Here is a 25,650-nt window from a genome sequence, read left to right on the forward strand (position 1 = left end):
TTACTTTTTCAGGTAGCCTCTTGCTGGATAGGGGCTACCTGAAAAACGTAATGGCACGATATGTTGTTGTGCATGAATAAGGCTGCCTGAAGCTGATGCTTTCAGGCAGCCTTTTTTTGCCTGCCCAACTGGTGGCGGCTTGGCTACTGGCCGCGCAGGAACAGGGCATCCAGATCGGCAAGGGAGAGTTTGACCCAGGTGGGGCGGCCGTGGTTGCATTGGTTGCTGCGGGGGGTGTTTTCCATGTCGCGCAGGAGGGCGTTCATTTCGGGCAGGGTGAGGCGGCGGCCGGCGCGCACGGAGCCGTGGCAGGCCATGGTGCTGAGGATGCGGTTTTCGCGCGCTTCCACAGTTTGGATGCTGCCGGTGTGGGCGGCTTCGCGCAGCATGCTGCGGGCAAGCTCGGGGATGTCGGCTTTACCGAGCATCTGCGGCACGGCGCGCACGGCGATGCTGTGGCTGCCGAGGGGGGTGCAGTCGAGGCCGTATTGGCGCAGCAGGTCGGCGTGTTCGGCCAGGGCGGCCATTTCTTCGTGGCCGGCTTCGAAGCTCACGGGGATGAGCAGCTGCTGGCTGCGCAGGCTGCCGTGGCTTTGGCGCTGGGCTTTCATTTTTTCGTAGTTCACGCGCTCGGCGGCGGCGTGCATGTCGATGAGCAGCAGGCTGTTTTCGGCTTGGGCGAGGATGTAGATGCCGAGCAGTTGGGCGATGGCGAAGCCGAGCGGGTATTCTGCGGCTTCTGGGGCCGGGGAGTCGGCTTCGGCGTGGGGGGCGAGGCGGCTTTGCTCGAGGGCGGCGAGCTCGGGGTCGTGGCTGCTTGGCTGGTAGAGCTGGGCGTAGGTGTGCCAAGCGGCGCGGCTTTCTTGCAGGGTGAGGCGTTGCTGCTGCGGGGCGCGGGTGGGGGTGTAGGCGGCGGGGCGTTGCTGCGGGCTACCTGAAAAACCGCTTTGCCTGTTTTGGCGAAACTCGCTAAGTTCGTTTTCAGGTAGCCTTTGGTTGTGCCGCTGTTGCAGCAGACTGCCGGCGTTGCTCACGCTGTCGGTTTGGCTGGCGCGGGTGTCGGCGAGGGCTTTGTTGAGGGTGTGGAAAATGAGCTGGTGTACGGCTTGGCTGTCGCGGAAGCGGATTTCGGTTTTGGTGGGGTGGACGTTGACATCCACCATTTCGGGCGGCAGCTCGAGAAAGAGGGCGAAGGCGGGGGTGATTTGCTGGTGCAGTACGTCGCGGTAGGCCTGCTTCACGGCGTGCAGCATGACTTTGTCGCGCACGAAGCGGTTGTTTACGAAGCAATACTGCTGGCTGCTGCGGCCTTGGGAGAAGGTGGGCTTGGCGATGAGGCCGGAGAGGCGGAGCGAACCGCTGCCGCTGTCAACGGGCAGTGAGGCTACCTGAAAATCTTGGCCGAGCACGGCGGCGATGCGTTCGCTCAGGCTTTGGGCGGGGTAGTTGGCGGTGGTTTTGCCGTTGTGGGAAAGGGTGAATGCCACTTGCGGGTGGGCGAGGGCGAGGCGGTCGAACACGGCGGCGCAGTGGGCGTATTCGGTGTTTTCGGATTTGAGGAATTTGCGCCGGGCGGGGGTGTTGAAGAAGAGGTCGGCCACTTCCACGCTGGTGCCGACGTGGTGGGCGGCAGGGGCGGCGGGCTCGATTTGGCCGTCGCGGGCGCGCACTTGGCGGGCGGCGGGGCTGCCTTCTTGGCGGCTGGTGAGGGTGAGGCGGGATACGGAGGCGATGCTGGCGAGCCCTTCGCCGCGGAAGCCCATGCTGCGCACGTGTTCCAAATCTTGCAGGGAGGCGATTTTGCTGGTGGCGTGGCGGGAGAGGGCGAGGGGGAGGTCTTCGGGGTGGATGCCGCTGCCGTTGTCGGCCACGCGGATGAGGCGGATGCCGCCGCCGGCAAGCTCGATTTGGATGCGGCTGGCGCCAGCGTCGAGGCTGTTTTCGATGATTTCTTTGAGCGCGGCGGCGGGGCGTTCCACCACTTCGCCGGCGGCGATTTGGTTTACAAGGTGGTCGGGCAGGGCGTGGATGCGGGGCATGATGGTCTCAGGGTTGGCTGGCTGAAATTTCAGGTAGCCTTTTGTGCGGTGTCGGGCAGGAATGTCCGGGCTGGGGTTGGTTGGCGGTTCGGGTTACCTGAAAAGTTCGGATTGCGGTTCCGCTCTGCTGAAGCCGACGTTTTAGCTTCGCAGAAATTTGCTGTGCTCGTTTTGGCTTCGTTGAAGCTAACGCTTTCAGGTAGCCTTTGGTTTAACCGCCTTGCAGTTTGGCGATATCGGGCGTATCCACGCGCACGTCGGCGTTTTGCGCGCGGTGGCGCAGGGCGTGGTCGATGAGCACGAGGGCGAGCATGGCTTCGGCGATGGGGGCGGCGCGCAGGCCGACGCAGGGGTCGTGGCGGCCGTGGGTTTCGAGCATGACGGGATTGCCGTGGATGTCGATGCTGCGGCGCGGGGTGGCGATGGAGCTGGTGGGTTTCACGGCGAAGTCGGCGCGGATGGTTTGGCCGGTGGAGATGCCGCCGAGGATGCCGCCGGCGTGGTTGCTGGCGAAGCCTTGGGGTGTGAGTTCGTCGCCGTGCAGGCTGCCGCGTTGGGAGACGACGTCGAAGCCGTCGCCGATGGATACGGCTTTCACGGCGTTGATGCTCATCAGGGCGTGGGCGATGTCGGCATCGAGCCGGTCGAACACGGGCTCGCCGAGACCGACGGGCACGCTGCGCGCTTCGATGTGCAGCCGCGCGCCCACGGAATCGAGCGATTTGCGCACGGAATCCATATAGGCTTCGAGCTCGGCGATTTGCGATTGGTTGGCGGCGAAGAAGGGGTTTTGGCTGATAAATTCTTCGCCTTCGAAGGCGATTTCGCGCTCGCCCACTTGGCTGACCCAGCAGACGATTTCGGTGCCGAACTGCTCTCGCAGCCATTTTTTGGCCACGGCGCCAGCGGCCACGCGGGCGGCGGTTTCGCGGGCGGAGCTGCGGCCGCCGCCGCGGTAGTCGCGCGTGCCGTATTTGTGCCAGTAGGTGTAGTCGGCGTGGCCGGGGCGGAATTGCTGGGCGATGTTGCCGTAGTCGCGGCTGCGCTGGTCGGTGTTGCGGATGAAGAGGGCGATGGGTGTGCCGGTGGTGCGGCCTTCGAATACGCCGGAGAGGATTTCTACTTGGTCGGCTTCGCGGCGCTGGGTAACGTGGCGGCTGGTGCCGGGGCGGCGGCGGTCGAGGTCGGGCTGGATGTCGGCTTCGGCAAGGGCGAGGCTGGGCGGGCAGCCGTCGATGATGCAGCCGATGCCGGCGCCGTGGCTTTCGCCGAAGGTGGCGATGCGGAAAAGTTGTCCGAAGGAGTTGCCGGGCATGATGGGTGTTTGATTGTGTGGAAAATGGGGGTAAGTGTAGCACAAAGGGGGTGGGGATAAGGGGCTACCTGAAAAATGATGTGGCGCTTGGCGGAAGACGGCCTTGGGCAAGGGCAGGCGGGCGTGGGCGAAATTGGTTTTGCTGGTGTTTGCCGCGTTGGGCTTTGGTTTTGGCTGCGCTGAAGTTGAGGTTTTAGCTTCGCAGAAATTCGCGTTGCTCATTTTAACTTCGTTGAAGCTAACGCTTTCAGGTAGCCTGATGGCGGGGATGGTTGAGGGAGCTAGCTGAAAATATTAGAACCGCTGTGCTTAAACGGCAAAAGGCTACCTGAAAAATGCGGCATTGTTTTTCAGGTAGCCTTTTTATGCTTCCACATCTTTATGCGTTGGCATCAGGCCTTTCGCTATCGGCAGCCGGTTTGCCTGCCAAGCCGCCGGCGCAGCCAATGAGGATGCCGGCCAGGGCGAAGGGCAGCCATTCGAGCGAGAAGGCTTGCAGCGGCAGTTGTTTGATAAATTCGGCGCCGGCCACGGAGAGGATGGAGATGATGGTAACCAGCCCGGCGGCGAGGCGGTGCGACAGCACGGGCAGCGGGCGGACGAAGTTGTCAATCAGGAGCAGCAGCAGGATGGTCATGGCGATGGGGTAGAGCACCATCAGCACGGGCACGGATTTGCTGATTACCGCACTTAAGCCCTGATTGGCCAGGATAAAGCTCACCAGCGTGAGCGACACCACATAGGCGCGGTAGCTGATGCGCGGGAACAGGCCGTAGAAAAATTCGCCCACGGCGGTAACCAGGCCCACGGAAGTGGTGAGGCAGGCGAGGGTAACGATGGTGCCGAACAGGATGCGGCCGAAGCTGCCGAAGGTTTCGTAGGCGGCGGTGGTGAGCAGGAAGGAGCCGATGTCTTGGTTTTTGGCGGCCAAGTCGGTCAGGGTTTGCTCGGGCACGGGCAGGCGGTTGCACACCCAGGCGAGGCCGACATAAATCACGGCCAGTGAAGCGGCGGCGATGATGCCGGCCACAAAGGTTTGTTTTACCACTATTTTGTTGTCGCGCTGCCCGGCGGGCATTTTGGCTTTGATGGCGTTGATCACAATCACGGAGAAGGCCACGGAGGCGAGCACGTCCATGGTTTGGTAGCCGCCGATGAAGCCGCTCAGAAAGGCGGATTGGCCGCCGAAGTTGACCGTGTGCAGGGTGGGCGCGCTGCCGAACAGCCACCACATGGATTTGCCGATGAGGGCGAGGATGGAAACCAGCAGGGCGGGGGTGAGGATGGCGCCGATGCGTTCCACCATTTTGGAGGGGTTCAGGCTCAGCCACAGGGTGAGCGCGTAGTAAACCACGGTGAAGGCGAGCAGTGAGCCGGCGCCGGCTTCGCCGATGAAGGGCAGGATGGCCATTTCGTAGGAGGTGGCGCCGGTGCGCGGGATGGCGAAGAAGGGGCCGATGGTGAGGTAGATGGCCATCAGGAAGAGCACGGAAAACCAGGGGTGGATGCGGTTGAGCGCGGTTTTGTAGCCGTTTTGGTAGAAGGCGCTCACCACGATGCCCAAGAGCGGCAGGCCGACGCCGGTAATCACGAAGCCGGCGAGGGTGCGCCAGAATTCGGGGCCGCTGTTGAGGCCGAGCGTGGGCGGGAAGATGAGGTTGCCGGCGCCGAAAAAGATGGCGAACAGCATGAAGCCGATAACGAAGGTGTTTTTGTTCATTTTGGGGTTTCTCTATATCTGCCTGTGGCGGCACGGTGCGTGGCCTGCCGCGCGAAAAAGGCGCTATGATACCGAATTGCTTGGGAAAGATACAGGGCGGGCGCGGGATGGCGTGCTAATATTTCGCGGCAACCGGCGCTTTCAGGCAGCCTGCCCGTGCGGCCATGAAGGCTACCTGAAAAACGGGGAGGCCGGTTTGGCAGATGGGCAAAACAGGTTTTCAGGTAGCCTCTTTGGGGAACGGGCCGGCGTGTAAAGCGCTTTATCCCTGCGGCGGGAAACAGTATAATCCCGCACTTTCGCTGCACGGATTAACCCTTTCCTTACCGCCTTGATTTTATGCCGTTGCTGTCTATCGAATTTGCCGTTTTTTTCCTCTGCTTCTTTCCGGTTTACTGGCTGTTGGCCAAACGCCCGCGCTGGCAGAACTGGCTGCTGCTGCTCACCGGCCTGGGCTGGCTGGGCTATCTGCATTGGAGTTTTGCGGCGGCGGTGGCGGCGTTTTCGCTGGGCGTGGCGGTGATTGCCTCCGGCATCTCGCAGGGCAGGGGGCAGGCGGCGCGACGGCGCTGGCTGGCGGCCGGGGTGGTGCTGGCGGTGCTGAACCTGTCGTTTTTCAAATATTCGGATTTCTGTCTGCCGTATTTGCAGCGCGGGCTGCACGACCCGGCGCTGGATATCCTGATGCCGCTGGGCATTTCTTATTACACCTTCCAAGGCATTGCTTATCTGGTGTCGGTGTACCGCAATGAAGATGTGCGGCTCAAATGGCGCGAGCTGCTGCTGTATTTCAGCTTTTTCCCCACCATCACTTCCGGGCCGATTGCCCGCGCCGGCAAGCTCAAAAGCATCCACGGCACGCACGAGGGCATGGCCGCGCAAATCCGCGCCGAAACGCCGCGCGCCATGATCCGCCCCGCGCTGGCCATCGGCCTGATTGTGCTGGGCATCTGCAAAAAATGGTGGCTGGCCGGCGTGCTCGGCGGCAACTGGGTGGATCCGGTGTTTGAAAACCCGATGCAGTATGATTGGCTCACCGTGCTCACCGCGGTATATGGCTACACAGTGCAGCTGTTTTTGGATTTTTCCGGCTACACCGATTTGGTGGTGGGCATGGCCATGCTGCTGGGCTTCAATTTGCCGCAAAACTTCGCCATGCCGCTGCGCGCGTTCAACCTGCGCGATTTCTGGGACCGCTGGCACATCACGCTCTCCACCTGGATCCGCGACTATATCTACATCCCGCTGGGCGGCAGCCGTAAAGGCTGGCTGCGCACCCAGCTCAACCTGATGGCGGCCATGCTGCTTTCCGGTATCTGGCACGGCCATGGCTGGAACTTCCTGCTGTGGGGCGCGCTGCACGGCGCGGTGCTGGTGGGCTTGAATATCGGCGACAAACTGCTGGGCAAGCGCGAATGGCTGTCCGGTTCGTCGAGGCTGGGCAAGGCCGTGGGCGTGTTTTTTACCGTCAACTTCGTCTGCCTCGCCTTCGTGGTGTTCCGCACGCCTAGCCTGAGCGATGCCGGGCTGATGTTCCAATCGCTGTTGGGCAGGGGCGGCAGCGGTATGCCGGATTTGGAAACGCTGCTGGTGTTGGGCGCGATGGTGCTTGCGCTGCTGTGCTACGGCGCGCTAGCGCGCCTGTTTAACGGCTTCGTTTCCCTGCTGGAGCGGCTGCCGATGTGGGCGTGGCCGCTGCCGATGGGCGCGGCCATGTGGCTGCTGATGGTGTTTGCCCCCTCGGGTATTCCCGGGTTTATTTATGCCAACTTTTAACAACTAAAATAAATAACAATAGCGGATTCGGTTTCAATCGGGATAAGGCGAGACAAAGTAGTCTTGGTTTGAAATGAATTCACGATAAAACAAAGCGATTGAGCCATGAAGCCCAACCAAGCCAAACGCAGAGCGCGAAAACACAAATACAAAGAACAAGCCGCCCGCCGCAAAGCGGAGGCCGACAAACAGCTGCCGCTGGATTTGCCCGAGCCCGAGCAGGAAACGGCTGCTGCGCCGGCCAAGGCGGAGCCGGCCGAAGCGAAGGCCAAACAGCCGCCGAAAGGTGCCGATTCCGCAAAAAAACACGGCATCCGTTTTCAGGTAGCCTCTAGAGCAGCACAGGCCGCCAAACACCAACCTAAACCCAAAGCGGCAAAGCAAACGCCCAAGCGCCGGCCGGCCAAAGAAACCCAGCCTGCCTTCAAGCCCGCCAGCCTGAGCAAACCCGCCCCCTCGCCGGTGTGGCGGCTGTATTTGGCGCTGCTGCTTACCGGCCTGCTCACCGTGTGGTTCAGCCAAGATTCCATCAATGCCTATTGGCAGCAAACCTACCACCGCGCCAGCCCGCTGGAAAAACTAAACGACTACGGCTGGTGGCGGGCCGGCAGCCGCTGGCAGCAGGCATCGCTGCGGCAGCACGAAAACGCCGTCGGTTGGCTGGAAGTGCGCAACGAAAGCTGGCGCGAGCAACACGCCGCGCCAAACCAGGCCGCAGCCCTGCCGTCGCCCGATACGGTAGCGCCTGCCGCCAGCCAGCCTGCCGCCGCTTCCGATCCGGCGCACGGCGGCGCAGCTTTGGCGCAAGCCCAGCCCGACCGCGTGCAGCTCACCGCCGGAGACAAAGTATTCTTCGCCGGCGATTCCATGATGGAAGGCGTGGCGCCGCATGTGCAGCGCTGGTTGAGCAGCGAATACGGCATCGATTCCATCAACCTCAGCCGCCAAAGCACCGGCCTGTCTTACCCCAGCTTCTTCGACTGGCCGGCCACCATAGAAAAAACCTTGCGGGAAGACCAAAAAATCAGGTTGCTGGTGGTGTTTTTAGGGCCAAACGACCCCTGGGATTTCCCCAATCCCCAGCCCGGCACCCGAGGCTACCTGAAATTCCAAAGCCCGGAATGGGAACAGGAATACCGGCAGCGCATCGAGCGCATTGCAGGCGCGGCCAAGGCAGCCAACGTCCGCCTCATCTGGATGGGCGTGCCGCTGATGAAAAACCGCCGCCTCAATGCCCAAATGCGCTATCTGGACGAACTGTTCGCCAGTGAGCTGGCCGGCAAATCCATCTGGCTGCCCACCGACAAAATCATGGGCGGCGAAGACGGGCAATACCGCGACAGCATCACCATAAACGGGCAAACCGTCCGCCTGCGCAGCAAAGACGGTATTCATTTCACCATAAAGGGACAACAATTCCTGGCCGAACAGATTGCCAGCCGTATCTACTACCGGCCCGCATCTGCCCACGAGCCGGGCGTTCCGGCCGCCGCTTCCGAAACCATGGCAGCGCGCGGGAAGTAAACCGGCAAACAGGCATCTCCCGCCACGGGCTTGGCAAGCCACGCAAGGGAAAGCCGATTTGCCGCCCAGCAAGATTGAAGGACAGTAAGACCGATGTTTTTGTTTAAAGAAGGCCGCAAGCTGGCCTTGATGGCCGTTTGTTTGTTTGCCTGCCAGGCCTGCGGTGCCGAAACCGCCGCTCAAGGCACCCCTGAAAAAGCCGAGCTCACCAACTACGGCAGCTGGCAGCCCGTGTGGCTCGACAAGCTGCAACGCCTCAACCGCGGCGGCAACGTGAAATTCCGCATCGTGCAAATCGGCGATTCCCACACCGCCGGCGACTATTTCACCAACGAATTGCGCACCCGCCTGCAACAGCAGTGGGGCGACGGCGGCATCGGCTGGGTGTATCCCAACAACGTGGCCGGCCAGCGCAACGCCCAAGTGCTGCACAGCAGCAGCGGCTGGCAGGTGCTGAGCAGCCGCAACGCCCGCGCCGAATTCCCGCTGGGCGGCATTTTGAACCGCTCCTCCGGCGGCGGCCACACCACGGTCAACCCGCGTAAGCCGATCGGCGAAGCCCAGCAGGTTACCATCATCGCCCGCCCGGTGTTTGCCGACAACGCCCTGAGCGTGCAAGACGCGCAAGGCCGCCAAGTGGCCTCGCTGCCCAACCTCGGCAGCAACGCCTGGCAGTATTTCTCCTTCACCGCCCAGCTGCCCCTGAGCTACCGCTCGCAGCCCGGCGACATTTGGGAAATCGGCCACATTAATATCGAAAACGACCGCCCCGGCGTGATTGTGTCGGCGATGGGCATCAACGGCTCGCAGTTGTCGCAATGGGGCAGCTGGCGCGCCGACTGGATGCAGGATTTGTCGGCCACGCAGGCCGATTTGGTGATTCTCGCCTACGGCACCAACGAAGCCTTCAACAGCCATCTGGATGTGGCGCAAACCAAACGCATTTGGGCGGAAACCGTCGGTCGTATCCGAGAAGCCCTGCCCGGCGCCGGCATTTTGATTATCGGCGCGCCCGAATCGCTCAAATCCAAGCACGGCCAATGCGGCCAGCGCCCACCCTATCTGGATGCCGTGCAGCAGATGCAGCGCGACGTGGCGCAGCAGGAGCAAACCCTGTATTGGTCGTGGCAGGCCGCCATGGGCGGGCCGTGCAGCATGAAAGGCTGGGTGGCGCGCGGCCTGGGCGCCCGCGACGGCGTGCACTTCTCCGCCCAAGGTTACCAAACCGCCGCCTCGCAGCTGGCCGACGACATCATCAAGCTGGCCAACAAATAGCCTACTTCAATAGGCTTGGTTTGCGTTTTCAGGTAGCCTCACACAGCAGGCTACCTGAAAACCAGCTTTCGGAAGAAGGCTAGGTTGTTGCTAAACCAAACCAAAACCGGCAGGCTTTATTTTTCAGGTAGCCTCAAACACACAAAAGGCTACCTGAAAACGAACGGAGTGAGTTTCTGCGAAGCTAAAACACCATCCCGAATCACAGGACACCCTATGCCGAACCGCCAAGACATCATCAGCTGGTGCAACCAATTCCTGCAAATTTCCGCTTTTCAGGATTACGCCCCCAACGGCCTGCAAGTGGAAGGGCGCGAAAACGTGCGCAAAATCGTGTGCGCCGTAACCGCCAGCCTGGCCGCCATCGACTATGCCGTGCAACAGGAAGCCGATATGCTCCTGGTGCACCACGGCCTGTTTTGGAAGAGCGAGCCGATTACCATCACCGGCTGGAAACACCGCCGCATCGCCGCCCTCCTCCGCCACAACATCAACCTGGCCGGCTACCACCTGCCGCTCGACGCCCACCCCGAAGTCGGCAACAACGCCCAGCTTGCCCAACGCCTCGGCTGGCGCATTGACGGCCAAACCGGCGAACAAAACCTGCTGATGTACGGCGCCCCGCCGCCCGATACCGACGGCGCCGCGCTGGTGGCGCAGCTGGCCGCCGCCCTCGGCAGGCAGCCCGTGGCGGCCGGGGATTTGCAACGCTCCGTGCGCAGGCTGTTTTGGTGCAGCGGCGGCGCGCAGGGCTTTTTCCAGCAGGCCATTGACCTCGGCGCCAATGCCTTCGTTACCGGCGAGATTTCCGAAGCGCAATACCACTTGGCCAAGGAAAACGGCACGCTTTTCATCAGCGCCGGCCACCATGCCACCGAACGCTACGGCATCCAGGCGCTGGCCGGGCGTTTGCAGCAGGAATTCGCGCTGGAATGCCGGTTTTTCGATGAAGACAATCCGGCTTGATGGTTTTGGCTTTGCCGAAGCGGCATTTTAGCTTCGCAGAAACTCAGCTTGGGCTACGCCCAAACATCGTCCACTGCGTTGAAGCTTACGCTTTCAGGTAGCCTTAGAAATTTCAGGTAGCCTTTAGTTTTCCTAGCCCCTCACTCATCTAACGGGATAAACCCATGAAATACATCAGCACGCGCGGCCAAACCGCCCCCAAATCCTTCAGCGAAGTCCTGCTTATGGGCCTCGCGCCCGACGGCGGTCTGATGCTGCCCGAGCGCTATCCGCAAATCGACGCCGACACGCTGCAACGCTGGCGCAGCCTGAGCTACTCCGAATTGGCATTTGAAATCATGAGCCTGTTTGCGGGCGACATTCCGGCCGAAGACCTGCGCCGCCTGGTGGAGAATACCTACACCGAAGCCGTGTTTGGCACAAGCAGCATCACCCCCATGCGCACCCTCGCCGACGGCATCAAAATCCAAGCCCTCTCCAACGGCCCCACGCTGGCCTTCAAAGACATGGCCATGCAGTTTCTCGGCCACGCCTTCGAATACGTGCTGTCGCGCGAAGGCAAACGGCTCAACATCATCGGCGCCACCAGCGGCGACACCGGCTCCGCTGCCGAATATGCCCTGCGCGGCAAGGCCGGCATCCATGTGTTCATGCTCTCGCCGCACGGCAAAATGAGCGCCTTCCAGCGCGCCCAAATGTATAGCCTGGCCGACGAAAACATCCACAACATCGCCATCGAAGGCATGTTTGACGACTGCCAAGACATCGTGAAAGCGCTGCAAAATGATGCCGCCTTCAAGCAGCAATACAGCATCGGCACGGTCAACTCCATCAACTGGGGGCGCATCCTTGCGCAAATCGTGTACTACTTCGCCGGCTATTTCCGTGCCACCGCCAGCAACAGCGAGCAAGTGAGCTTTTGCGTGCCCAGCGGCAATTTCGGCAACATCTGCGCCGGGCATATTGCCCGCATGATGGGCTTGCCCATCCGCCGCCTGATTGTGGCCACCAATGAAAACGACGTGCTGGACGAATTCTTCCGCACCGGCCGCTACCGCCCGCGCAGCGCCGCGCACACCTACGTTACCTCCAGCCCTTCGATGGACATTTCCAAAGCCTCTAATTTCGAGCGTTTCGTGTTCGATTTATTGCGGCGCGACCATTTTCAGGTAGCCTCATTGTGGCAGCGGGTGGCAGATGGCGAAGGTTTCGATTTATCCGCCGAGCTGCCGCGTATCCGCGAAGAATTCGGCTTCGTATCCGGCTCCAGCCACCACGCCGACCGCCTCGCCACCATCCGCGCCGTGCACGAAAGCGACGGCGAATGGCTCGACCCGCACACCGCCGACGGCGTGAAAGTGGCGCGCGAGCTGCGCGAGGCGGGCGAAACCATCGTTTGCCTGGAAACCGCGTTGGCGGCCAAGTTTGCCGACATCATCGACGAAGCCGCCGGGCATCATGTGGACGTGCCGCGCCCCGCCGCGCTCGCCGGGCTGGAAAACCTGCCGCAACGCGTGGCCGTGCTGCCCAACAGCGCGCAGGCGGTGCGGGAGCTGATGGTGCAAACCTTGGGTTGATTTTTTCAGGTAGCCTGTGTGCATAAGGCTACCTGAAAATATTTCGACCATCGCAAATTTCATCCACTATACTTCGCAGATATTTTTCAGGTAGCCTCTTACTTATGAACCCAGCCGACATCCTGCCCTCCCTGCGCACCTTTCTGAGCGATCGCGAAATCGTGGCCGACCCCGCGCCGCTGCTGGCCGACCGCCGCGGCCGCTACACCGGCCGAGCCGCCGCCGTGGTGATGCCCGAGAGCGTGGCGCAGGTGCAGCGGCTGGTGCGCTGGTGTGCCGAACAGCGCGTGCCCATCACCCCGCAGGGTGGCAACACCGGCCTGTGCGGCGCGGCCGTGCCCGACGGCGGCATCCTGCTCAACCTCGGGCGGCTCAACCGCATCTGCAGCCTCAGCCTGGCCGACAACGCCATTACCGTGGAAGCCGGCGCGATTCTGCAAAACGTGCAAGAAGCCGCTGCCCAAGCCGGGCGGCTGTTTCCGCTCAGCCTGGCCAGCGAAGGCTCCTGCCAAATCGGCGGCAACATCGCCTGCAACGCCGGCGGCCTGAACGTGGTGCGCTACGGCACCACGCGCGATCTGGTGCTCGGGCTGGAAGTGGTGCTGCCCGACGGCAGCCTGCTCTCCCACCTCTCCCCGCTGCACAAAAACACCACCGGCTACGACCTGCGCCAGCTCTTCATCGGCAGCGAAGGCACGCTCGGCATCATCACCGCCGCCACGCTCAAATTGTTCGCCCGCCCGCAAACCACCGTTACCGCCTGGATCGGCTTAGACAGTATCCAAGACGCCGTGCAGCTGCTCACCCAAATCCAAGGCCGCTTTGCCGAGCGCCTGTGCAGCTTCGAGCTGGTGAGCCGGTTTGCATTGGAATTGTCTGCCGGATACAGCAAGCTCACCCCGCCGCTCGAAGCCCCGTGGCACATCCTGCTCGAATTGAGCGACAGCCTGCCGCAGCCCCATCTGGCCGACGATTTGGCCGAATTCCTGTTTGCAGCCGGCCGGGAAAACGCCGTGCTGGCGCAGTCGGAGGGCGAGCGCGCCGAACTGTGGCGGCTGCGCGAAGACATTTCCGCCGCACAAAAAGCCCTGGGCGCCAGCATCAAGCACGACATCGCCGTGCCCATCGCGCGCGTGGCCGAGCTGGTGGAAGGCGCCTCCGCCGCGCTCCGGAAAGCCTACGCCGGCATCGAAATCGTCGTGTTCGGCCACCTCGGCGACGGCAGCCTGCACTTCAACACCTTCCTGCCGCACATCCGCAGCAACCAAGCCTACCAATACGAAGACGGCGTCAACCGCATCGTGTATGAGCACACGCTCGCCTGCCAAGGCACCATCGCCGCCGAGCACGGCATCGGCCAAGTGAAAAATCACTGGCTGCCCAGCGTGCGCAGCCCCGTGGAAATCGAGCTGATGCGCGCCATCAAAGCCAAGCTCGACCCGCACAGCCTGTTCAACCCCGGCAAGCTCTTCCCGCCCGAGGCTACCTGAAAAAATAATTTCACCAAAAATCCGCATGACCACTTAAATTGGGCTACCTGAAAAAGCAGTCCACCATTTCAAACACAAGGAAACCAAGCCATGAACCCCGATTTCAAAATCCGCTGCCCCCTGCCGCACTGCACCGGCTGGGTAACGCAATTGCCGCCCGAAGACGGCGCGTTGTTTATGTGCGACGACTGCGGCCAAGTGTGGGAAACCCAAGCCGAGCTTGATGTCACCATTGCCGAAATCATCGAGCGCTTCCCCTACCGCGCCGGCGTGTACCGCCAAACCGAATCAGGCTTCGCCGCCGTGCCCGAAGCCGAAGAGCCGGCGGATTACGAAGCCCAAGTGCTGCAAGAGCCCTGGGCTTGAGGCGGCGCATTTACTTTGCCGCATATAAAAAAAGGCTACCTGAAAACGAGCTTCGCGAGTTTCTGCGCAGCTAAAATTTTCAGGTAGCCTTTTCTTTTTTCAAATCAATCAGGCCTTCATCACCTGGTTCAAAAACTGTTTCGCCCGCTCGCTGCTCGGGTTGGTGAAGAACGCTTCCGGCGTGTCCACTTCCACGATTTTGCCTTGGTCCACAAAGATAATCCGGTCGGACACCTCGCGCGCAAAGCCCATTTCGTGGGTAACGCACATCATGGTCATGCCGCTTTCGGCCAAGTCTTTCATCACCTTGAGCACCTCGCCCACCATTTCCGGGTCGAGCGCGGAAGTGGGCTCGTCAAACAGCATCACCTGCGGTTCCATCGCCAGCCCGCGCGCAATTGCCACGCGCTGCTGCTGGCCGCCGGAAAGCTCGCCGGGCATAGCGTCTTTTTTGTGCGCCAGGCCCACGCGCTCCAAAAGTTGCAGCGCTTTTTCTTCGGCCTGCGCACGGCTCTGCTTTTTCACTTTCATCGGCGAGAGCACGATGTTTTCCAGCACGCTCAAGTGCGGATAGAGGTTGAAATGCTGAAACACAAAGCCCACTTCGGCGCGGATTTTGTTTAGGTCGGTGGCGGGGTCGGCCACGTTTACGCCGTCCACCCAGATTTCGCCGCTTTGGATTTGCTCGAGCTGGTTTACGGTGCGGATGAGGGTGGATTTGCCGCTGCCGGAAGGGCCGCACACCACCACCACTTCGCCTTTTTTCACTTCCAGATTGATGTCGCTGAGCACGTGCAGCTCTTTAAACCATTTGTTTACGTTGTTGAATTTGATCATGGCGGTTTCCTGTTATGTGTTATCGGTTTGCGGCTTGGCGGCCAAAAGGTTGGCCAAGGCCACGTATTTTTCCGGCGCGATGTGCTCGGCGCGATCCTGCGGGCTGATGCCGGCGGCCTGCAAGTCTTCGTCGTTTGCCAGGCCTTTGAGGTTGTTGCGGATGGTTTTGCGGCGTTGGTGGAAGGCTTGTTTCACCAGGGCGGCAAATTGGGCGAAATCCTGCGCCTGCCCGATGCGGTGTGCCACGGGAATGAGCCGCACCACGGCGGAATCCACTTTGGGCGCGGGCTGGAAGCTTTCCGGCGGCACGTCGAGCAGTTTTTCCATATCGAAAAAGTATTGCAGCATCACGCTGAGGCGGCCGAAATCGTTGCTGCCGGGCGCGGCCACCATGCGTTCCACCACTTCTTTTTGTAGCATGAAGTGCATGTCTTCCACCTCGCCGGCATAGCGGCTGAGGTGGAACAGGAGCGGGGTGGAGATGTTGTAGGGCAGGTTGCCGACGATTTTTTTGCGCCCGGGCACTCCGGCGAAGTCGAACTGCAATACGTCGCCTTCGTGGATGATGAGCTTGGCGGCATAGGGCTGGGTTTTCAGGTAGCCGATGATGTCGCGGTCAATTTCGCACACGTGCAGGCGATTGAGCTTGGCGGCCAGGGGCTCGGTGAGGGCGCCGAGGCCGGGGCCGATTTCCACCACGGTGTCGCCCGGCTGCGGGCGCACGGCCTGCACGATGTCGGCGATGATGCGGGAATCTTGCAGAAAGTTTTGCCCGAAGCGTTTGCGGGCGGTGTGTTGGCTCATGATGGGCGGCGCGGCTCGGCGGTGGGAAAGGGGCTGATTGTATCAGATTCGGGGGGCAGGCTGGGAAGAGGGCTTGGCGGCAGGCGGGGTGGTGCTGGGAATGAATTTGCTGTGGCGGATGGTTTTTAGCTTCGCAGAAACTCAGCTTCCTTCGGAAACATCGTTTCAACTGCGTTGAAGCTTACGCTTTTAGGTAGCCTTCGGCGTGCGGCTTGAGGCTACCTGAAAAATTTTGGGCATGATTAATGCACTTCTTGGCTGGGTGTGTCGCTGCGGGTTTGTAGGCGGATGGTGGGCTCGGCGGCATCCCAGCATTGTGCGTTGGCGCTGGCGCTGCACAGGCGGTGGTCGTCGCCATACCATTGCTGCTCGGCTTGGCCGTGGCAGGGGGTGAGGGTGATGCGGCTGCCGCTTTGGGTGAGGCATTGGCCGCTTTGGCGGATGGTGCGCTCGCGGAGGTTGCGCTCGAAATATTGGTTGGGCGTATTGCGGCAGGGCTGGCGCACGAGCAGGCCGTTTTGCACGGCGAGGCATTGGTTTTGCATACGCAGGAGGCTGCCTTCGGGCTCTTTGGGCGCGGATTGTTTTTGGCGGGAGAAGGCGGCATCCTGCGGGGCGCGGGCATAGTTTTTTTGCGCACCGGGCAGTAGGGCAGGGGGAAGGGGCAGGCGGTGAGAGCGAGGCAGGCGAGGAGGATGAGGCGGCGCATGGACGGCTCCGGCGGGTGGTAGAATGCGGCGCTAATTTACCAAAGATTGCTGGGTGGGGGAACGGTTGCTTGGCGGCGTGCGGTTGGTGTTGCGCCCGCGGTGGGGAAAGCGGTGCGCCCGCCAGCCGGAAAACCTTGCCGCAGCGGGCAAAGCAAGGTAGTATCCCGCCCGTTAAACGATTGCCCTATGGCCGAAAAGGCTACCTGAAAAATTTCAAATCCAAAGGAAATCTTATGATCAAAGACATCCAATCCTCAGCCGAAACCAAGATGCAGCGCTCGCTTGAAGTGTTGCGCGAAAACCTGGCCAAAGTGCGCACCGGCCGCGCCCACACCGGCCTGCTCGACCAGGTGGAAGTGGAATACTACGGCAGCATGGTGCCCGTGAGCCAGGTGGCCAACGTTACCCTGCTCGACGCGCGCACCATCAGCGTGAAGCCCTATGAAAGCAATATGGCCGCCGCCGTGGAAAAAGCCATCCGCGATTCCAACCTCGGCCTGAACCCCGCCTCTATGGGCGACCTCATCCGCGTGCCGATGCCGATGCTCACCGAAGAGCGCCGCAAAGACCTGATCAAAGTGGTGCGCGGCGAAGCCGAAGACGGCCGCGTTTCCATCCGCAACGTGCGCCGCGATGCCAACGATCACATCAAAAAACTGCTGAAAGACAAAGAAGTGCCGGAAGACGACGCCCGCCGCGGCGAAGAGCAGATTCAGAAGCTCACCGACAAATACATCGCCGAAGTAGATAAACTGCTGGCACACAAAGAAGAAGATTTGATGGTAGTGTAATCGCTTGGTGGCAAAAGGCTACCTGAAAGCGCAAGCTTCAACGCAGTTGAAACGATGTTTCCGAAGGAAGCTGAGTTTCTGCGAAGCTAAAAAGCTAGGCTGCCCGCCAAACCCAAGGAGTATGCATGAAGAAAATCCTCTCTGCCGCGCTGCTGGCGGCTTGTGCCGCCGCCTCGGCAGAATATGTGCCCTTTGCCGAGCGCTACGGCTATCAGTTTGAAGACGAAAAGCCGTGGGAAGAAGCAGCGGTGGAGTTGCCCGCCTACCCCAGCCTGCAAAGCGGCGAATGGTTTGATTTGTATATCAATCCCACCTACCGCAACAAAGTATCGTTGCAACTGCCCGTGCAGATGGCCGCCGACCGCAGCCTGCGCTACGTGCTGGCCGTGGCCGTGCCCGGCGGGCAGGCCAATATGACCTACGAAGGCATGCGCTGCGGCGACCGGCACCTGAAAACCTTCGCCTTCGGCGACAACACCAACCGCCGCTGGATTGCCCCGCGCAACACCGGCTGGCGCCAGTTCGACAGCTATGTGAACGCCAACGATCCGGTGCGCGGCCGCCTGATGGCCATCTTCTGCAACGACGGCCGCCCGCTGAACGAGCAGGAGCTGGATCAGCGCATCCGCCGCCTGGGCGGCCTGCATTGAGCGCCTTGTTTCCCGCAGGCAGTATTTCTGCACACCGGCAGCCTGATAATGCGGGCTGCCGGTTTATTTGGGGCAGTCATATTTTTCAGGTAGCCATGAAACTTTCGCAAAATGTTCACCCAGTTGTAGGGGTGGATTTTATATCCACCCTCAATTAGCAAATAATTGATTCATATCTATTCATAAAATCAGGCAAACGGCGGATATGCAATCCGCCGCTACGAAATGAAGAATTTTGCCAAGGCCTCAGCCTCCGTTTGGACAGCACAGGCGGTTTGCGCTAAAATGCCGCGTTTCCGATTTTTCCCGTTTGATTGAAAGAGATTAAGATTATGAAAACCGCACAAGAATTGCGCGCCGGCAACGTATTTATGGTGGGCAGCGAGCCGATGGTGGTGCAGAAAACCGAATACATCAAAGGCGGCCGCTCCTCTGCCAAAGTGAGCATGAAGCTGAAAAACCTGCTCACCGGCGCAAACAGCGAAACCATCGTGAAAGCCGACGATAAATTCGACGTGATCCAGCTCGACCGCAAACAATGCACCTACAGCTATTTTGCCGACCCGATGTATGTGTTTATGGACGAAGAGTTCAACCAATACGAAGTGGAAGGCGAAAACATCGGCGACAACCTGAAGTTTATCGTTGATGGCATGGAAGACGTGTGCGAAGTCACCTTCTACGACGGCAACCCGATTTCCGTGGAGCTGCCCACCATCATCGTGCGCGAAGTGGAATACACCGAGCCCGCTGTGAAGGGCGACACTTCCGGCAAAGTGATGAAACCGGCGCGCCTCGTGGGCGGCACCGAAATCCAAGTGATGGCCTACATCGAAAACGGCGACAAAGTGGAAATCGACACCCGCACCGGCGAGTTCCGCAAACGCGCTTAATGGATTGCCGCCAAACTGAAAAGGCTACCTGAAATTTCAGGTAGCCTTTTTCTTGAGTATGGCGTTGGGCGGGGGAAAAGCGGTTTGAGGCTACCTGAAATTTTAGCTGCGCAGAAACTCGCGAAGCTCGTTTTCAGGTAGCCTCAATGCCGGCTTAATACTGAATCGTGCCGTTTACGGTTTGCTGCACGATGCTGTTGCCGGGGCTGTTGAACACGGGCTCGGGCGAGCCGGCTTTTTCGTAGGACATGGCGCGCGCCATCATCGGGGCGGCGAGGGTGGGCTCGTTTTGCTGGAGGGACACTTCCACCACACGGTAGCCGCTGCCGCCCATGCTGCGGCTGAGCACGTCGGCGCGTTTGCGGAAGTTTTGCAGGGCTTCGATGGCGAGGTTTTCTTCGATTTGGCGGCGGCTTTCGGGCTTGAGCGAGAAGCCGATGCCGTCGATGGTGGCTTCCCCGCTGCTTTCGGCAATCAGTTTGCCCAAGGCTTGGAAATCGCTGCCGGACACGCGCAGCACGGCGCTGTCTTCCCACACGCGGGCGCTGTTGCGGCCGCCCGGCTGGCTGGGGTAGGCATAGCGGTTTTCCAGCTCGGCTTCGGTGCCGGAAATGCGGCGGGCGCGGTTTTGCAGGATGTTGAAGCGGCGCGTGGTTTCGGCGGTGGCGCGTGCGGGGTCGGCATGGCTGGAGGACACTTTCAGGCGCAGGGTCATCCAGTTGTTGGGCACGGTGCGGCTGGCGGTTTCGCTGAATTTGAGCAGCTGGTAGTTCAGCGGCTCGGCGATGGCGGGGGCAAGGCTGAGGCCGGCCAGGAGGGTGGGCAGCAGCAGGGCGGTTTTTTTCATAGACGTTTGTCCTTTGAATGGGTGGAAACGGCGGGATTATAGGCAGGGGGCGGGTTAAGTTGTTTTAAGCGCGGGGCGGGATGGGTTTGCGCTTTCAGGTAGCCTTTCGGGTTTGCCTGATAGCGGGTTTTCAGGTAGCCTCTTGCGCCGTTACGGATTAAGAAAGGAAAGATTGTGATTACTGTGAACACTCTGCGCGAAATGAAGCGCGCGGGCGAGAAAATCGCCATGCTCACCTGCTATGAAGCCAGCTTTGCCGCGCTGATGGATGCGGCGGGCGTGGATATGCTTTTGGTGGGCGATTCGCTGGGCATGACGGTGCAGGGGCAGAAATCCACGCTGCCGGTGAGCCTGGCGGATATGTGCTACCACACGGCGGCAGTGGCGCGCGGCAGCAGCAATGCGCTGATTGTGAGCGATTTGCCGTTTGGCGCGTATCAGCAGAGCAAGGAGCAGGCTTTTGCCGCGGCGGCCAAATTGATGGCGGCGGGCGCGCATATGGTGAAGCTGGAAGGCGGCGTGTGGATGGCGGAAACCACCGAATTTTTGCAGCTGCGCGGCATTCCGGTGTGCGCGCACATCGGGCTCACGCCGCAGTCGGTGCACGCGCTCGGCGGCTATAAGGTGCAGGGCAAGGGCGACGTGGCGTCGCAGGCGCTGCTCAACGATGCCCTGTCGCACGAGCAGGCCGGCGCGGCGGTGGTGCTGATGGAATGTGTGCCCGCCGCCTTGGGCAAACAAATTACCGAAACGCTTGCCTGCCCCACCATTGGCATCGGCGCGGGCGTGGATTGCGACGGGCAGGTGCTGGTGATGCACGATATGCTCGGCGTGTTCCCCGGCAAGCCGGCCAAGTTTGTGAAAAACTTTATGCAGGGGCAGGGCAGCATTCAGGCGGCGGTGGAGGCTTATGTGCGCGAAGTGAAGGAGAAAACCTATCCCGCGCCGGAGCATACGTTTGCCGCTTGAGCCTTTGCATCATCAGGCTACCTGAAAACGAAGCGGACAAGCAGCCCGGCTAACAGCAGTTTTCAGGTAGCCTCCGCCGTTGCAGCAAAAGGCTACCTGAAAAATTTCAGCCAAAAAATTCCATACAAACAAAACAGATAGAGAAAACCATGCCGCACCGTACCCCACGCCGACAGAAAATCGCCCGGCTTGTGCGCGACAACGGCTTCATGTCGGTGGAAGAGCTGGCGCGCAGCCTCAACGTTACCCCGCAAACCGTGCGCCGCGACATCAACATCTTGTGCGAACACAACATCCTGCGCCGCTACCACGGCGGCGCCGCGCTCGGCAGCAGCGTGCAAAACGAAGACTACGGCACGCGCAAAAACAAGCTGCAAAGCGAAAAAGCCCACATCGCCGACCTCATCGCCCAGCACATTCCCGATAACGTTTCCCTGTTTATGAGCATCGGCACCACCATCGAAGCCGTGGCGCTGGCGCTGGTGAAAAGCCACAAAAACCTCTGCATCATCACCAACAACATCCACGTGGCCTCCATCGTGTCCGGCCGGCCGGATTACACCGTGATGATTACTTCCGGCGTGGTGCGCCCCGTGGACGGCGGCATCACCGGCGTGGCCACCATCGATTTTATCAACCAATTCAAGGTGGATTACGCCATCCTCGGCGCCTCTGGCATCGAAGCCGACGGCTCGCTGCTCGATTTCGACTACAAAGAAGTGAGTGTGATGCAGGCCATGATGGCCAACGCGCGCCACTGCTACCTGGCCGTGGACCACAGCAAATTCGGCCGCAACGCCCTGGTGCGCATGGGCGACGTGACCGAGTTTCACGCCCTCTTCACCGACGAGCCGCCCAACGCCGGCTTGTGCAAAAAGCTGGACGACGCAGGCGTGCGCTGGTATTTGGCGGCGCAGGAGGAGAAAGGGCAGGGCACGGAGTAGGGTGGAGAGCTGTTTCGGTTTGCTTGGCTTTGCCCGGTTTTCAGGTAGCCTTTCCATTTTGCTCCTATCAACCTTTGCGCCTTATGCCGGCGCGGGCACTTCCTTTCTTTGCTTCGCCAAAGAAAGGAAGCAAAGAAAGGCGACTGCGGGCACAGGTTTGGCTTTGCCAAACTTCCCTCACTCCGCACGGTTTTTCGGGCGGGCTCGCAACTTGTGGCTTCGCCGCTTCAAACATGCAAGCCCTTGTTCCCCGAAAAACCGCGCTCCGTTCGGCTGCGCCAGCAGGGGAGGCACAGCACTCAAGTTTGTGGTGAATGTTCCGTTGGGGGGAGTTTGTGGATGAAACAGGCTACCTGAAAAAGATAGTGAGGATTCAGGTAGCCTTTAAGCCGGAAGGATGGTTCGTATAGAGGGCAACTTATTGCCTAAGCGGGATTTTATTTTTCAGGTAGCCTCTCGCCAAGCCGGTGGGGCTACCTGAAAACATCGTGCTGACTGTTGCCGATGCCGTGCGTTATGCGGCGAAAACTGGCGGCGGGCGCGGCTTTGCAGTATATTTTGCGCGATTCGATTTGATTTACGGAGAACACACCATGTCGATGCTGAAAAGGCCGGAAGAAGTGATGGTGGCGGTGCTGGCCGCCGTGTTTGTGGTGCTGACTTATGCGGCGGCATCGTATTTCGGCGCGCTGGGGCAAACGGCGCTGCTGGTGGCGGCGCTCACGTTGATTGTGCTGCTGCCGGCGTTTCTGCTGTGGCAGCGCAACCGGGCGGCGTGGCTGTGGCCTTGCCTGCTCGGCCTGCTGGCGGCTTGCTGGTGGCCTTATTTTGATGCGCGCGGGGCGCAGTCGCTGCCGGTGGGCTTGCTGCAACAGGATGCGGCTGCGGCGGCGGAGGCGCTGCCGTGGTATGCGGGCTGGACGTTTAAGCTGCTGCTGGCGGCGCTGCCGGTGGCGGTGGGCTATGGCTGGATGCTGTATCGGCGCTATGGGAAGAAGAAGCCGTTGTGATGGTTTGATGTGCCGGAATGTGGAAAGGCTACCTGAAAATGTGTTGTGCGCGGGTGCACGGGATTTTCAGGTAGCCTTTTGCTGTGCGGCGATGAAACGTTGATGTTGCTCCGGCATGGCAATCTGTTTTCTTTGCCGGCAAAGTTTGCAAACTGCTTTGCCGCTAGCGGGGTTAGAAAACGAAAAGGCTACCTGAAAAATTTCAGGTAGCCTTCTTTACTCTCTGGCTGTTTGTTATTTCAGCGGCTGCATATTCATCACTTCCATCAGGAAGTTGGTGAAGGCGGGGTTGGCCGGGCGGTTTTGCATGTTTGGCCAGCGCTGCTGCCAGCCTTGCAGGGCGTTGCGCACGAAGATTTTGGATTGGTCGGGCGTGATGCGGCCTTGCTGGCTTTGCACGGCGGAGCGCAGGTAGATTTCATACATGCTGTCGTCTACGCTGTTGCGGCCGACAAGGTTGATGCGGAAACGGTTGAGCTGCTGGGCGGCTTGGGTTTTGGTCATGCGGCCGCGGTTGACTTCGTAGCCAAGGCGGGTGGCTTCGTTGCGGATTTTGGCCACGTCGCCCCAGTGGCTGGAGGCGAGGGCGTATTGGCGGGAGCCGGATTGGGTGCGGGGCTGCGAGCCGGAGGGCGAGGAGAGCAGGTTGCAGCCGCCGAGCAGGCCGGCAAGCAGCAGAATGGGGAGATATTTTTTCATAATTATGCTTCGGGCTGGATGGTTAAAGATTCTTTGCAATGCGGCAATATTAGGGAAAATCGGGCGGCGGGGCAAGTTTTCGGGAGAATTCGCGCCGGAAGTGCAACATCTGGCGAAAGAAAAAGCCGCATTGCTGCGGCTTTTTTGCGGCTTGGGCTTAGGAAGCCAAGTCTTCAAACAGGGGGGTGGAGAGATAACGCTCGCCGTAGGAGGGCACGACGACCACAATCAGTTTGCCTTGGTTTTCCGGTTTTTTCGCCAGTTGCAGGGCGGCCCAGATGGCGGCGCCGGATGAAATGCCCACCAGCAGGCCTTCTTTGGCGGCGGTATCGCGGGCGGTGTCGAAGGCGGCTTGGTTCGGGGCTTGGATGATGCCGTCGTAGATGCCGGTGTTCAGGGTGTTGGGCACGAAGCCGGCGCCGATGCCTTGGATGGGGTGCGGGCCTTTTTCGCCGCCGCTCAATACGGGCGAGGCTTCGGGCTCAACGGCATAGGCTTGCACGGTGGGTTTTTTCTGTTTCAGCACTTCGGCCACGCCGGTGAGCGTGCCGCCGGTGCCCACGCCGGATACGAAAATGTCGATTTGGCCGTCGGTGTCGCGCCAGATTTCTTTGGCGGTGGTGCGGCGGTGGATTTCGGGGTTGGCGGGGTTGTCGAACTGGCGCGGCATAAAATAGCGGGCGGGGTCGGAATCCACCAGCGCTTGGGCGCGGGCGATGGCGCCGCTCATGCCTTCTGCGCCGGGGGTGAGGATGAGCTCGGCACCGTAGGCGCGCAGCAGCATTTTGCGCTCTTTGCTCATGGTTTCGGGCATGGTGATGATGAGCTTGTAGCCCAGGGCGGCGCACACCATGGCCAAGCCGATGCCGGTGTTGCCGCTGGTGGCTTCCACGATGGTGGTGCCCGGCTTGATTTGGCCGGCTTCTTCGGCGGTGCGGATCATGGCGATGGCAATGCGGTCTTTCACGCTGCTGCCGGGGTTGAAGTATTCGAGCTTCACGGCCACTTGGGCGTTCAGGCCTTCGGTGAGGCGGTTGAGCTTAACCAGCGGGGTGTTGCCGATTAAATCGACGATGCTGTTGGCGATATTCATGGCGGTGCTCCTGTGCACAATGGGTAATGAAAGATGGGCGCATGATAAGGCCAAAAAGGGCGGCAAACAAATAATTTGTGTTTGTATCTTTATGCTGAAAAGGCATATACGGCAAACGCTAAAGTTGGATAAATCAGAGACAAAAACGGCAGAAACCTTTAAAATACGCGGCTTTGTTAAATCCGCCGCACGATTGAAGAACACATCATGACCTACGCCAAAATCCTCGGCACCGGCAGCTACCTGCCGGCCAAAACCCTCAGTAACGACGACCTCGCTAAAATAGTAGACACCTCCGACGAGTGGATCACCACCCGCACCGGCATCAAAAACCGCCACATCGCCGCTGACGATGAAAAATGCAGCGATTTAGCCGCTACTGCCGCCCGCCGTGCGCTGGAAGCCGCCGGCGTGGAAGCCGCCGAAATCGACCTGATTATCGTGGCCACCTCCACGCCCGATATGCTCTTCCCCGCCACCGCCACTATCGTGCAGAAAAAACTCGGCATCGCAGGCTGCCCCGCTTTTGATGTGCAGGCCGTATGCGCCGGCTTCATGTATGCCATCACCACCGCCAATGCCTACATTAAAAGCGGGCTGGCCAAAAAAGCTTTGGTGATCGGCGCCGACGTGTTTAGCCGCATCATGGATTGGACCGACCGCAGCACCTGCGTGTTGTTCGGCGACGGGGCCGGTGCCGTGGTGCTCGGCGCATCGGAAGAGCCCGGCATCCTGCACAGCAAGCTGCAAGCCGACGGCAACTACCGCCACCTCTTGCAAACCCCCGGGCAGATTGCCAACGGTGAAATAACCGGCGTACCCTTTTTGCAGATGGACGGCCCCGGCGTGTTTAAATTCGCTGTGAAAGCCCTGGCCAAAGTGGCCGAAGAAGTGATTGCCGAAGCCGGCATGACGCCCGAGCAAATCGACTGGCTCGTGCCGCACCAGGCCAACTACCGCATCCTCGAAAGCACCGCCAAACACCTCAAACTGAGCATGGACAAAGTGGTGCTCACCGTGCAGGAACACGGCAACACCTCCGCCGCCTCCATCCCGCTGGCACTCGACAGCGGCGTGCGCAGCGGCAGCATTAAGCGCGGGCACACCCTGCTCTTGGAAGGCATCGGCGGCGGCTTCGCCTGGGGTGCGGTGCTGGTGAAATACTAAAGATTGCCGGATGGCAAAGAGGCTACCTAAAAAATGTTTTCAGGTAGCCTTATATATTTTCCGCCGTCGGGGGCTAGTCCTGACGGTATCTTTGCCAGACAGGCATTATTCACATCATAAGGCTGGACTAGCTCTCTTTGATCAAGCTAACTCAAAGGAGCTTTTTTCATGTCTTACCAACTTCCCAC

General features: G+C 60.4%; 23 protein-coding genes. 14 read left to right on the forward strand and 9 right to left on the reverse strand.

Going from position 1 to position 25,650, the window contains the following annotated elements:
- Positions 1-143 precede the first annotated feature (143 nt).
- The 3 genes from mutL to brnQ form a co-directional block, all read right to left on the reverse strand.
- Positions 144-2,039, reverse strand: a complete 1,896-nt coding sequence (gene mutL / locus A7P95_RS06065; protein ID WP_067592660.1) for a DNA mismatch repair endonuclease MutL — start codon at positions 2,037-2,039, stop codon at positions 144-146.
- Positions 2,040-2,250: 211 nt separating this feature from the next.
- Complete coding sequence (gene aroC, locus A7P95_RS06070; protein ID WP_067592663.1) at positions 2,251-3,354, reverse strand: chorismate synthase; 1,104 nt, start codon at positions 3,352-3,354, stop codon at positions 2,251-2,253.
- 379 nt (positions 3,355-3,733) lie between these two features.
- Positions 3,734-5,074 (reverse strand): branched-chain amino acid transport system II carrier protein, encoded by a 1,341-nt coding sequence (gene brnQ, locus A7P95_RS06080; RefSeq protein ID WP_067592670.1) that lies wholly within the window; start codon positions 5,072-5,074, stop codon positions 3,734-3,736.
- Positions 5,075-5,413: 339 nt separating this feature from the next.
- Between brnQ and A7P95_RS06085 the strand changes: the two genes are divergently transcribed.
- The 7 genes from A7P95_RS06085 (at position 5,414) to A7P95_RS06115 (ending at position 14,048) form a co-directional block, all read left to right on the forward strand.
- On the forward strand, positions 5,414-6,850 hold the full coding sequence (locus A7P95_RS06085) for an MBOAT family O-acyltransferase (protein ID WP_067592672.1): 1,437 nt from the start codon (positions 5,414-5,416) through the stop codon (positions 6,848-6,850).
- A 462-nt stretch (positions 6,851-7,312) separates the two neighbouring features.
- Positions 7,313-8,374 (forward strand): SGNH/GDSL hydrolase family protein, encoded by a 1,062-nt coding sequence (locus A7P95_RS06090; RefSeq protein ID WP_067592739.1) that lies wholly within the window; start codon positions 7,313-7,315, stop codon positions 8,372-8,374.
- A 93-nt stretch (positions 8,375-8,467) separates the two neighbouring features.
- Positions 8,468-9,649, forward strand: coding sequence for an SGNH/GDSL hydrolase family protein (locus tag A7P95_RS06095; protein ID WP_067592676.1), 1,182 nt, complete (start codon positions 8,468-8,470; stop codon positions 9,647-9,649).
- Positions 9,650-9,865: 216 nt separating this feature from the next.
- Positions 9,866-10,615, forward strand: coding sequence for a Nif3-like dinuclear metal center hexameric protein (locus tag A7P95_RS06100; protein WP_067592679.1), 750 nt, complete (start codon positions 9,866-9,868; stop codon positions 10,613-10,615).
- A 164-nt stretch (positions 10,616-10,779) separates the two neighbouring features.
- Complete coding sequence (gene thrC / locus A7P95_RS06105) at positions 10,780-12,192, forward strand: threonine synthase (protein WP_067592683.1); 1,413 nt, start codon at positions 10,780-10,782, stop codon at positions 12,190-12,192.
- Between the two features lie 104 nt (positions 12,193-12,296).
- A complete protein-coding gene (locus A7P95_RS06110; protein ID WP_067592686.1) occupies positions 12,297-13,682 on the forward strand; it encodes an FAD-binding oxidoreductase in 1,386 nt (461 codons plus the stop codon).
- Between the two features lie 90 nt (positions 13,683-13,772).
- A complete protein-coding gene (locus A7P95_RS06115) occupies positions 13,773-14,048 on the forward strand; it encodes a helix-turn-helix domain-containing protein (protein ID WP_067592689.1) in 276 nt (91 codons plus the stop codon).
- A gap of 108 nt (positions 14,049-14,156) precedes the next feature.
- Here the strand turns inward: A7P95_RS06115 and A7P95_RS06120 are convergent, their stop codons facing one another.
- The 3 genes from A7P95_RS06120 to A7P95_RS06130 all read right to left on the reverse strand — a co-directional run bounded on the left by A7P95_RS06120 (position 14,157) and on the right by A7P95_RS06130 (position 16,234).
- Positions 14,157-14,885, reverse strand: a complete 729-nt coding sequence (locus A7P95_RS06120; protein ID WP_067592692.1) for an amino acid ABC transporter ATP-binding protein — start codon at positions 14,883-14,885, stop codon at positions 14,157-14,159.
- 12 nt (positions 14,886-14,897) lie between these two features.
- Positions 14,898-15,689 (reverse strand): 16S rRNA (adenine(1518)-N(6)/adenine(1519)-N(6))-dimethyltransferase RsmA, encoded by a 792-nt coding sequence (gene rsmA / locus A7P95_RS06125; RefSeq protein ID WP_067592695.1) that lies wholly within the window; start codon positions 15,687-15,689, stop codon positions 14,898-14,900.
- Positions 15,690-15,931: 242 nt separating this feature from the next.
- The gene (locus tag A7P95_RS06130) at positions 15,932-16,234 is read right to left on the reverse strand and encodes an RICIN domain-containing protein (RefSeq protein ID WP_067592698.1); all 303 of its coding nucleotides are present in this window, start codon (positions 16,232-16,234) and stop codon (positions 15,932-15,934) included.
- Positions 16,235-16,632: 398 nt separating this feature from the next.
- On the opposite strand from A7P95_RS06130, the gene frr reads away from it, so the two are divergent.
- The 3 genes from frr to efp all read left to right on the forward strand — a co-directional run bounded on the left by frr (position 16,633) and on the right by efp (position 18,733).
- Positions 16,633-17,190, forward strand: a complete 558-nt coding sequence (gene frr / locus A7P95_RS06135) for a ribosome recycling factor (protein ID WP_067592700.1) — start codon at positions 16,633-16,635, stop codon at positions 17,188-17,190.
- A 125-nt stretch (positions 17,191-17,315) separates the two neighbouring features.
- Positions 17,316-17,840 carry a CNP1-like family protein gene (locus A7P95_RS06140; RefSeq protein WP_067592702.1) on the forward strand — a complete coding sequence of 175 codons (525 nt, stop codon included), beginning with the start codon at positions 17,316-17,318 and terminating at the stop codon, positions 17,838-17,840.
- 332 nt (positions 17,841-18,172) lie between these two features.
- Positions 18,173-18,733, forward strand: a complete 561-nt coding sequence (efp, locus tag A7P95_RS06145) for an elongation factor P (RefSeq protein WP_067592705.1) — start codon at positions 18,173-18,175, stop codon at positions 18,731-18,733.
- Between the two features lie 154 nt (positions 18,734-18,887).
- Here efp and A7P95_RS06150 read toward each other — a convergent pair whose 3' ends face one another.
- Entirely contained in the window at positions 18,888-19,580 is a 693-nt protein-coding gene (locus tag A7P95_RS06150) for an SIMPL domain-containing protein (protein ID WP_067592708.1), read from the reverse strand.
- Positions 19,581-19,754: 174 nt separating this feature from the next.
- Between A7P95_RS06150 and panB the strand changes: the two genes are divergently transcribed.
- The 3 genes from panB to A7P95_RS06165 all read left to right on the forward strand — a co-directional run bounded on the left by panB (position 19,755) and on the right by A7P95_RS06165 (position 22,503).
- On the forward strand, positions 19,755-20,549 hold the full coding sequence (gene panB / locus A7P95_RS06155; RefSeq protein ID WP_067592711.1) for a 3-methyl-2-oxobutanoate hydroxymethyltransferase: 795 nt from the start codon (positions 19,755-19,757) through the stop codon (positions 20,547-20,549).
- A gap of 149 nt (positions 20,550-20,698) precedes the next feature.
- Positions 20,699-21,493, forward strand: a complete 795-nt coding sequence (locus A7P95_RS06160) for a DeoR/GlpR family DNA-binding transcription regulator (RefSeq protein WP_067592714.1) — start codon at positions 20,699-20,701, stop codon at positions 21,491-21,493.
- Positions 21,494-21,981: 488 nt separating this feature from the next.
- Positions 21,982-22,503 carry a hypothetical protein gene (locus tag A7P95_RS06165; RefSeq protein WP_245636583.1) on the forward strand — a complete coding sequence of 174 codons (522 nt, stop codon included), beginning with the start codon at positions 21,982-21,984 and terminating at the stop codon, positions 22,501-22,503.
- A 234-nt stretch (positions 22,504-22,737) separates the two neighbouring features.
- Here A7P95_RS06165 and A7P95_RS06170 read toward each other — a convergent pair whose 3' ends face one another.
- Both A7P95_RS06170 and cysK read right to left on the reverse strand, forming a co-directional pair.
- Positions 22,738-23,202: a prokaryotic membrane lipolipid attachment site family protein gene (locus tag A7P95_RS06170; protein WP_067592717.1), complete on the reverse strand. Its 465-nt coding sequence runs from the start codon at positions 23,200-23,202 to the stop codon at positions 22,738-22,740.
- Between the two features lie 157 nt (positions 23,203-23,359).
- A complete protein-coding gene (gene cysK, locus A7P95_RS06175; RefSeq protein WP_067592720.1) occupies positions 23,360-24,295 on the reverse strand; it encodes a cysteine synthase A in 936 nt (311 codons plus the stop codon).
- A gap of 207 nt (positions 24,296-24,502) precedes the next feature.
- Between cysK and A7P95_RS06185 the strand changes: the two genes are divergently transcribed.
- The gene (locus A7P95_RS06185) at positions 24,503-25,462 is read left to right on the forward strand and encodes a beta-ketoacyl-ACP synthase III (RefSeq protein WP_067592726.1); all 960 of its coding nucleotides are present in this window, start codon (positions 24,503-24,505) and stop codon (positions 25,460-25,462) included.
- Positions 25,463-25,650: the final 188 nt, after the last annotated feature.

This window comes from Eikenella longinqua (assembly GCF_001648355.1).
In the GTDB taxonomy this organism is placed as follows: domain Bacteria; phylum Pseudomonadota; class Gammaproteobacteria; order Burkholderiales; family Neisseriaceae; genus Eikenella; species Eikenella longinqua.

What these genes read in the sequence shown, in the direction of transcription:
- A7P95_RS06160 (WP_067592714.1), top strand. Translation starts at nt 20,699, where the DNA reads ATGCCGCACCGTACCCCACGCCGACAGAAAATCGCCCGGCTTGTGCGC.
- mutL (WP_067592660.1), bottom strand. Translation starts at nt 2,039, where the DNA reads ATGCCCCGCATCCACGCCCTGCCCGACCACCTTGTAAACCAAATCGCC.
- A7P95_RS06170 (WP_067592717.1), bottom strand. Translation starts at nt 23,202, where the DNA reads ATGAAAAAATATCTCCCCATTCTGCTGCTTGCCGGCCTGCTCGGCGGC.
- A7P95_RS06115 (WP_067592689.1), top strand. Translation starts at nt 13,773, where the DNA reads ATGAACCCCGATTTCAAAATCCGCTGCCCCCTGCCGCACTGCACCGGC.
- efp (WP_067592705.1), top strand. Translation starts at nt 18,173, where the DNA reads ATGAAAACCGCACAAGAATTGCGCGCCGGCAACGTATTTATGGTGGGC.
- brnQ (WP_067592670.1), bottom strand. Translation starts at nt 5,074, where the DNA reads ATGAACAAAAACACCTTCGTTATCGGCTTCATGCTGTTCGCCATCTTT.
- A7P95_RS06120 (WP_067592692.1), bottom strand. Translation starts at nt 14,885, where the DNA reads ATGATCAAATTCAACAACGTAAACAAATGGTTTAAAGAGCTGCACGTG.
- A7P95_RS06130 (WP_067592698.1), bottom strand. Translation starts at nt 16,234, where the DNA reads ATGCAAAACCAATGCCTCGCCGTGCAAAACGGCCTGCTCGTGCGCCAG.
- rsmA (WP_067592695.1), bottom strand. Translation starts at nt 15,689, where the DNA reads ATGAGCCAACACACCGCCCGCAAACGCTTCGGGCAAAACTTTCTGCAA.
- thrC (WP_067592683.1), top strand. Translation starts at nt 10,780, where the DNA reads ATGAAATACATCAGCACGCGCGGCCAAACCGCCCCCAAATCCTTCAGC.
- A7P95_RS06140 (WP_067592702.1), top strand. Translation starts at nt 17,316, where the DNA reads ATGAAGAAAATCCTCTCTGCCGCGCTGCTGGCGGCTTGTGCCGCCGCC.
- A7P95_RS06185 (WP_067592726.1), top strand. Translation starts at nt 24,503, where the DNA reads ATGACCTACGCCAAAATCCTCGGCACCGGCAGCTACCTGCCGGCCAAA.
- A7P95_RS06150 (WP_067592708.1), bottom strand. Translation starts at nt 19,580, where the DNA reads ATGAAAAAAACCGCCCTGCTGCTGCCCACCCTCCTGGCCGGCCTCAGC.
- A7P95_RS06095 (WP_067592676.1), top strand. Translation starts at nt 8,468, where the DNA reads ATGTTTTTGTTTAAAGAAGGCCGCAAGCTGGCCTTGATGGCCGTTTGT.
- A7P95_RS06085 (WP_067592672.1), top strand. Translation starts at nt 5,414, where the DNA reads ATGCCGTTGCTGTCTATCGAATTTGCCGTTTTTTTCCTCTGCTTCTTT.
- frr (WP_067592700.1), top strand. Translation starts at nt 16,633, where the DNA reads ATGATCAAAGACATCCAATCCTCAGCCGAAACCAAGATGCAGCGCTCG.
- cysK (WP_067592720.1), bottom strand. Translation starts at nt 24,295, where the DNA reads ATGAATATCGCCAACAGCATCGTCGATTTAATCGGCAACACCCCGCTG.
- A7P95_RS06110 (WP_067592686.1), top strand. Translation starts at nt 12,297, where the DNA reads ATGAACCCAGCCGACATCCTGCCCTCCCTGCGCACCTTTCTGAGCGAT.
- aroC (WP_067592663.1), bottom strand. Translation starts at nt 3,354, where the DNA reads ATGCCCGGCAACTCCTTCGGACAACTTTTCCGCATCGCCACCTTCGGC.
- A7P95_RS06100 (WP_067592679.1), top strand. Translation starts at nt 9,866, where the DNA reads ATGCCGAACCGCCAAGACATCATCAGCTGGTGCAACCAATTCCTGCAA.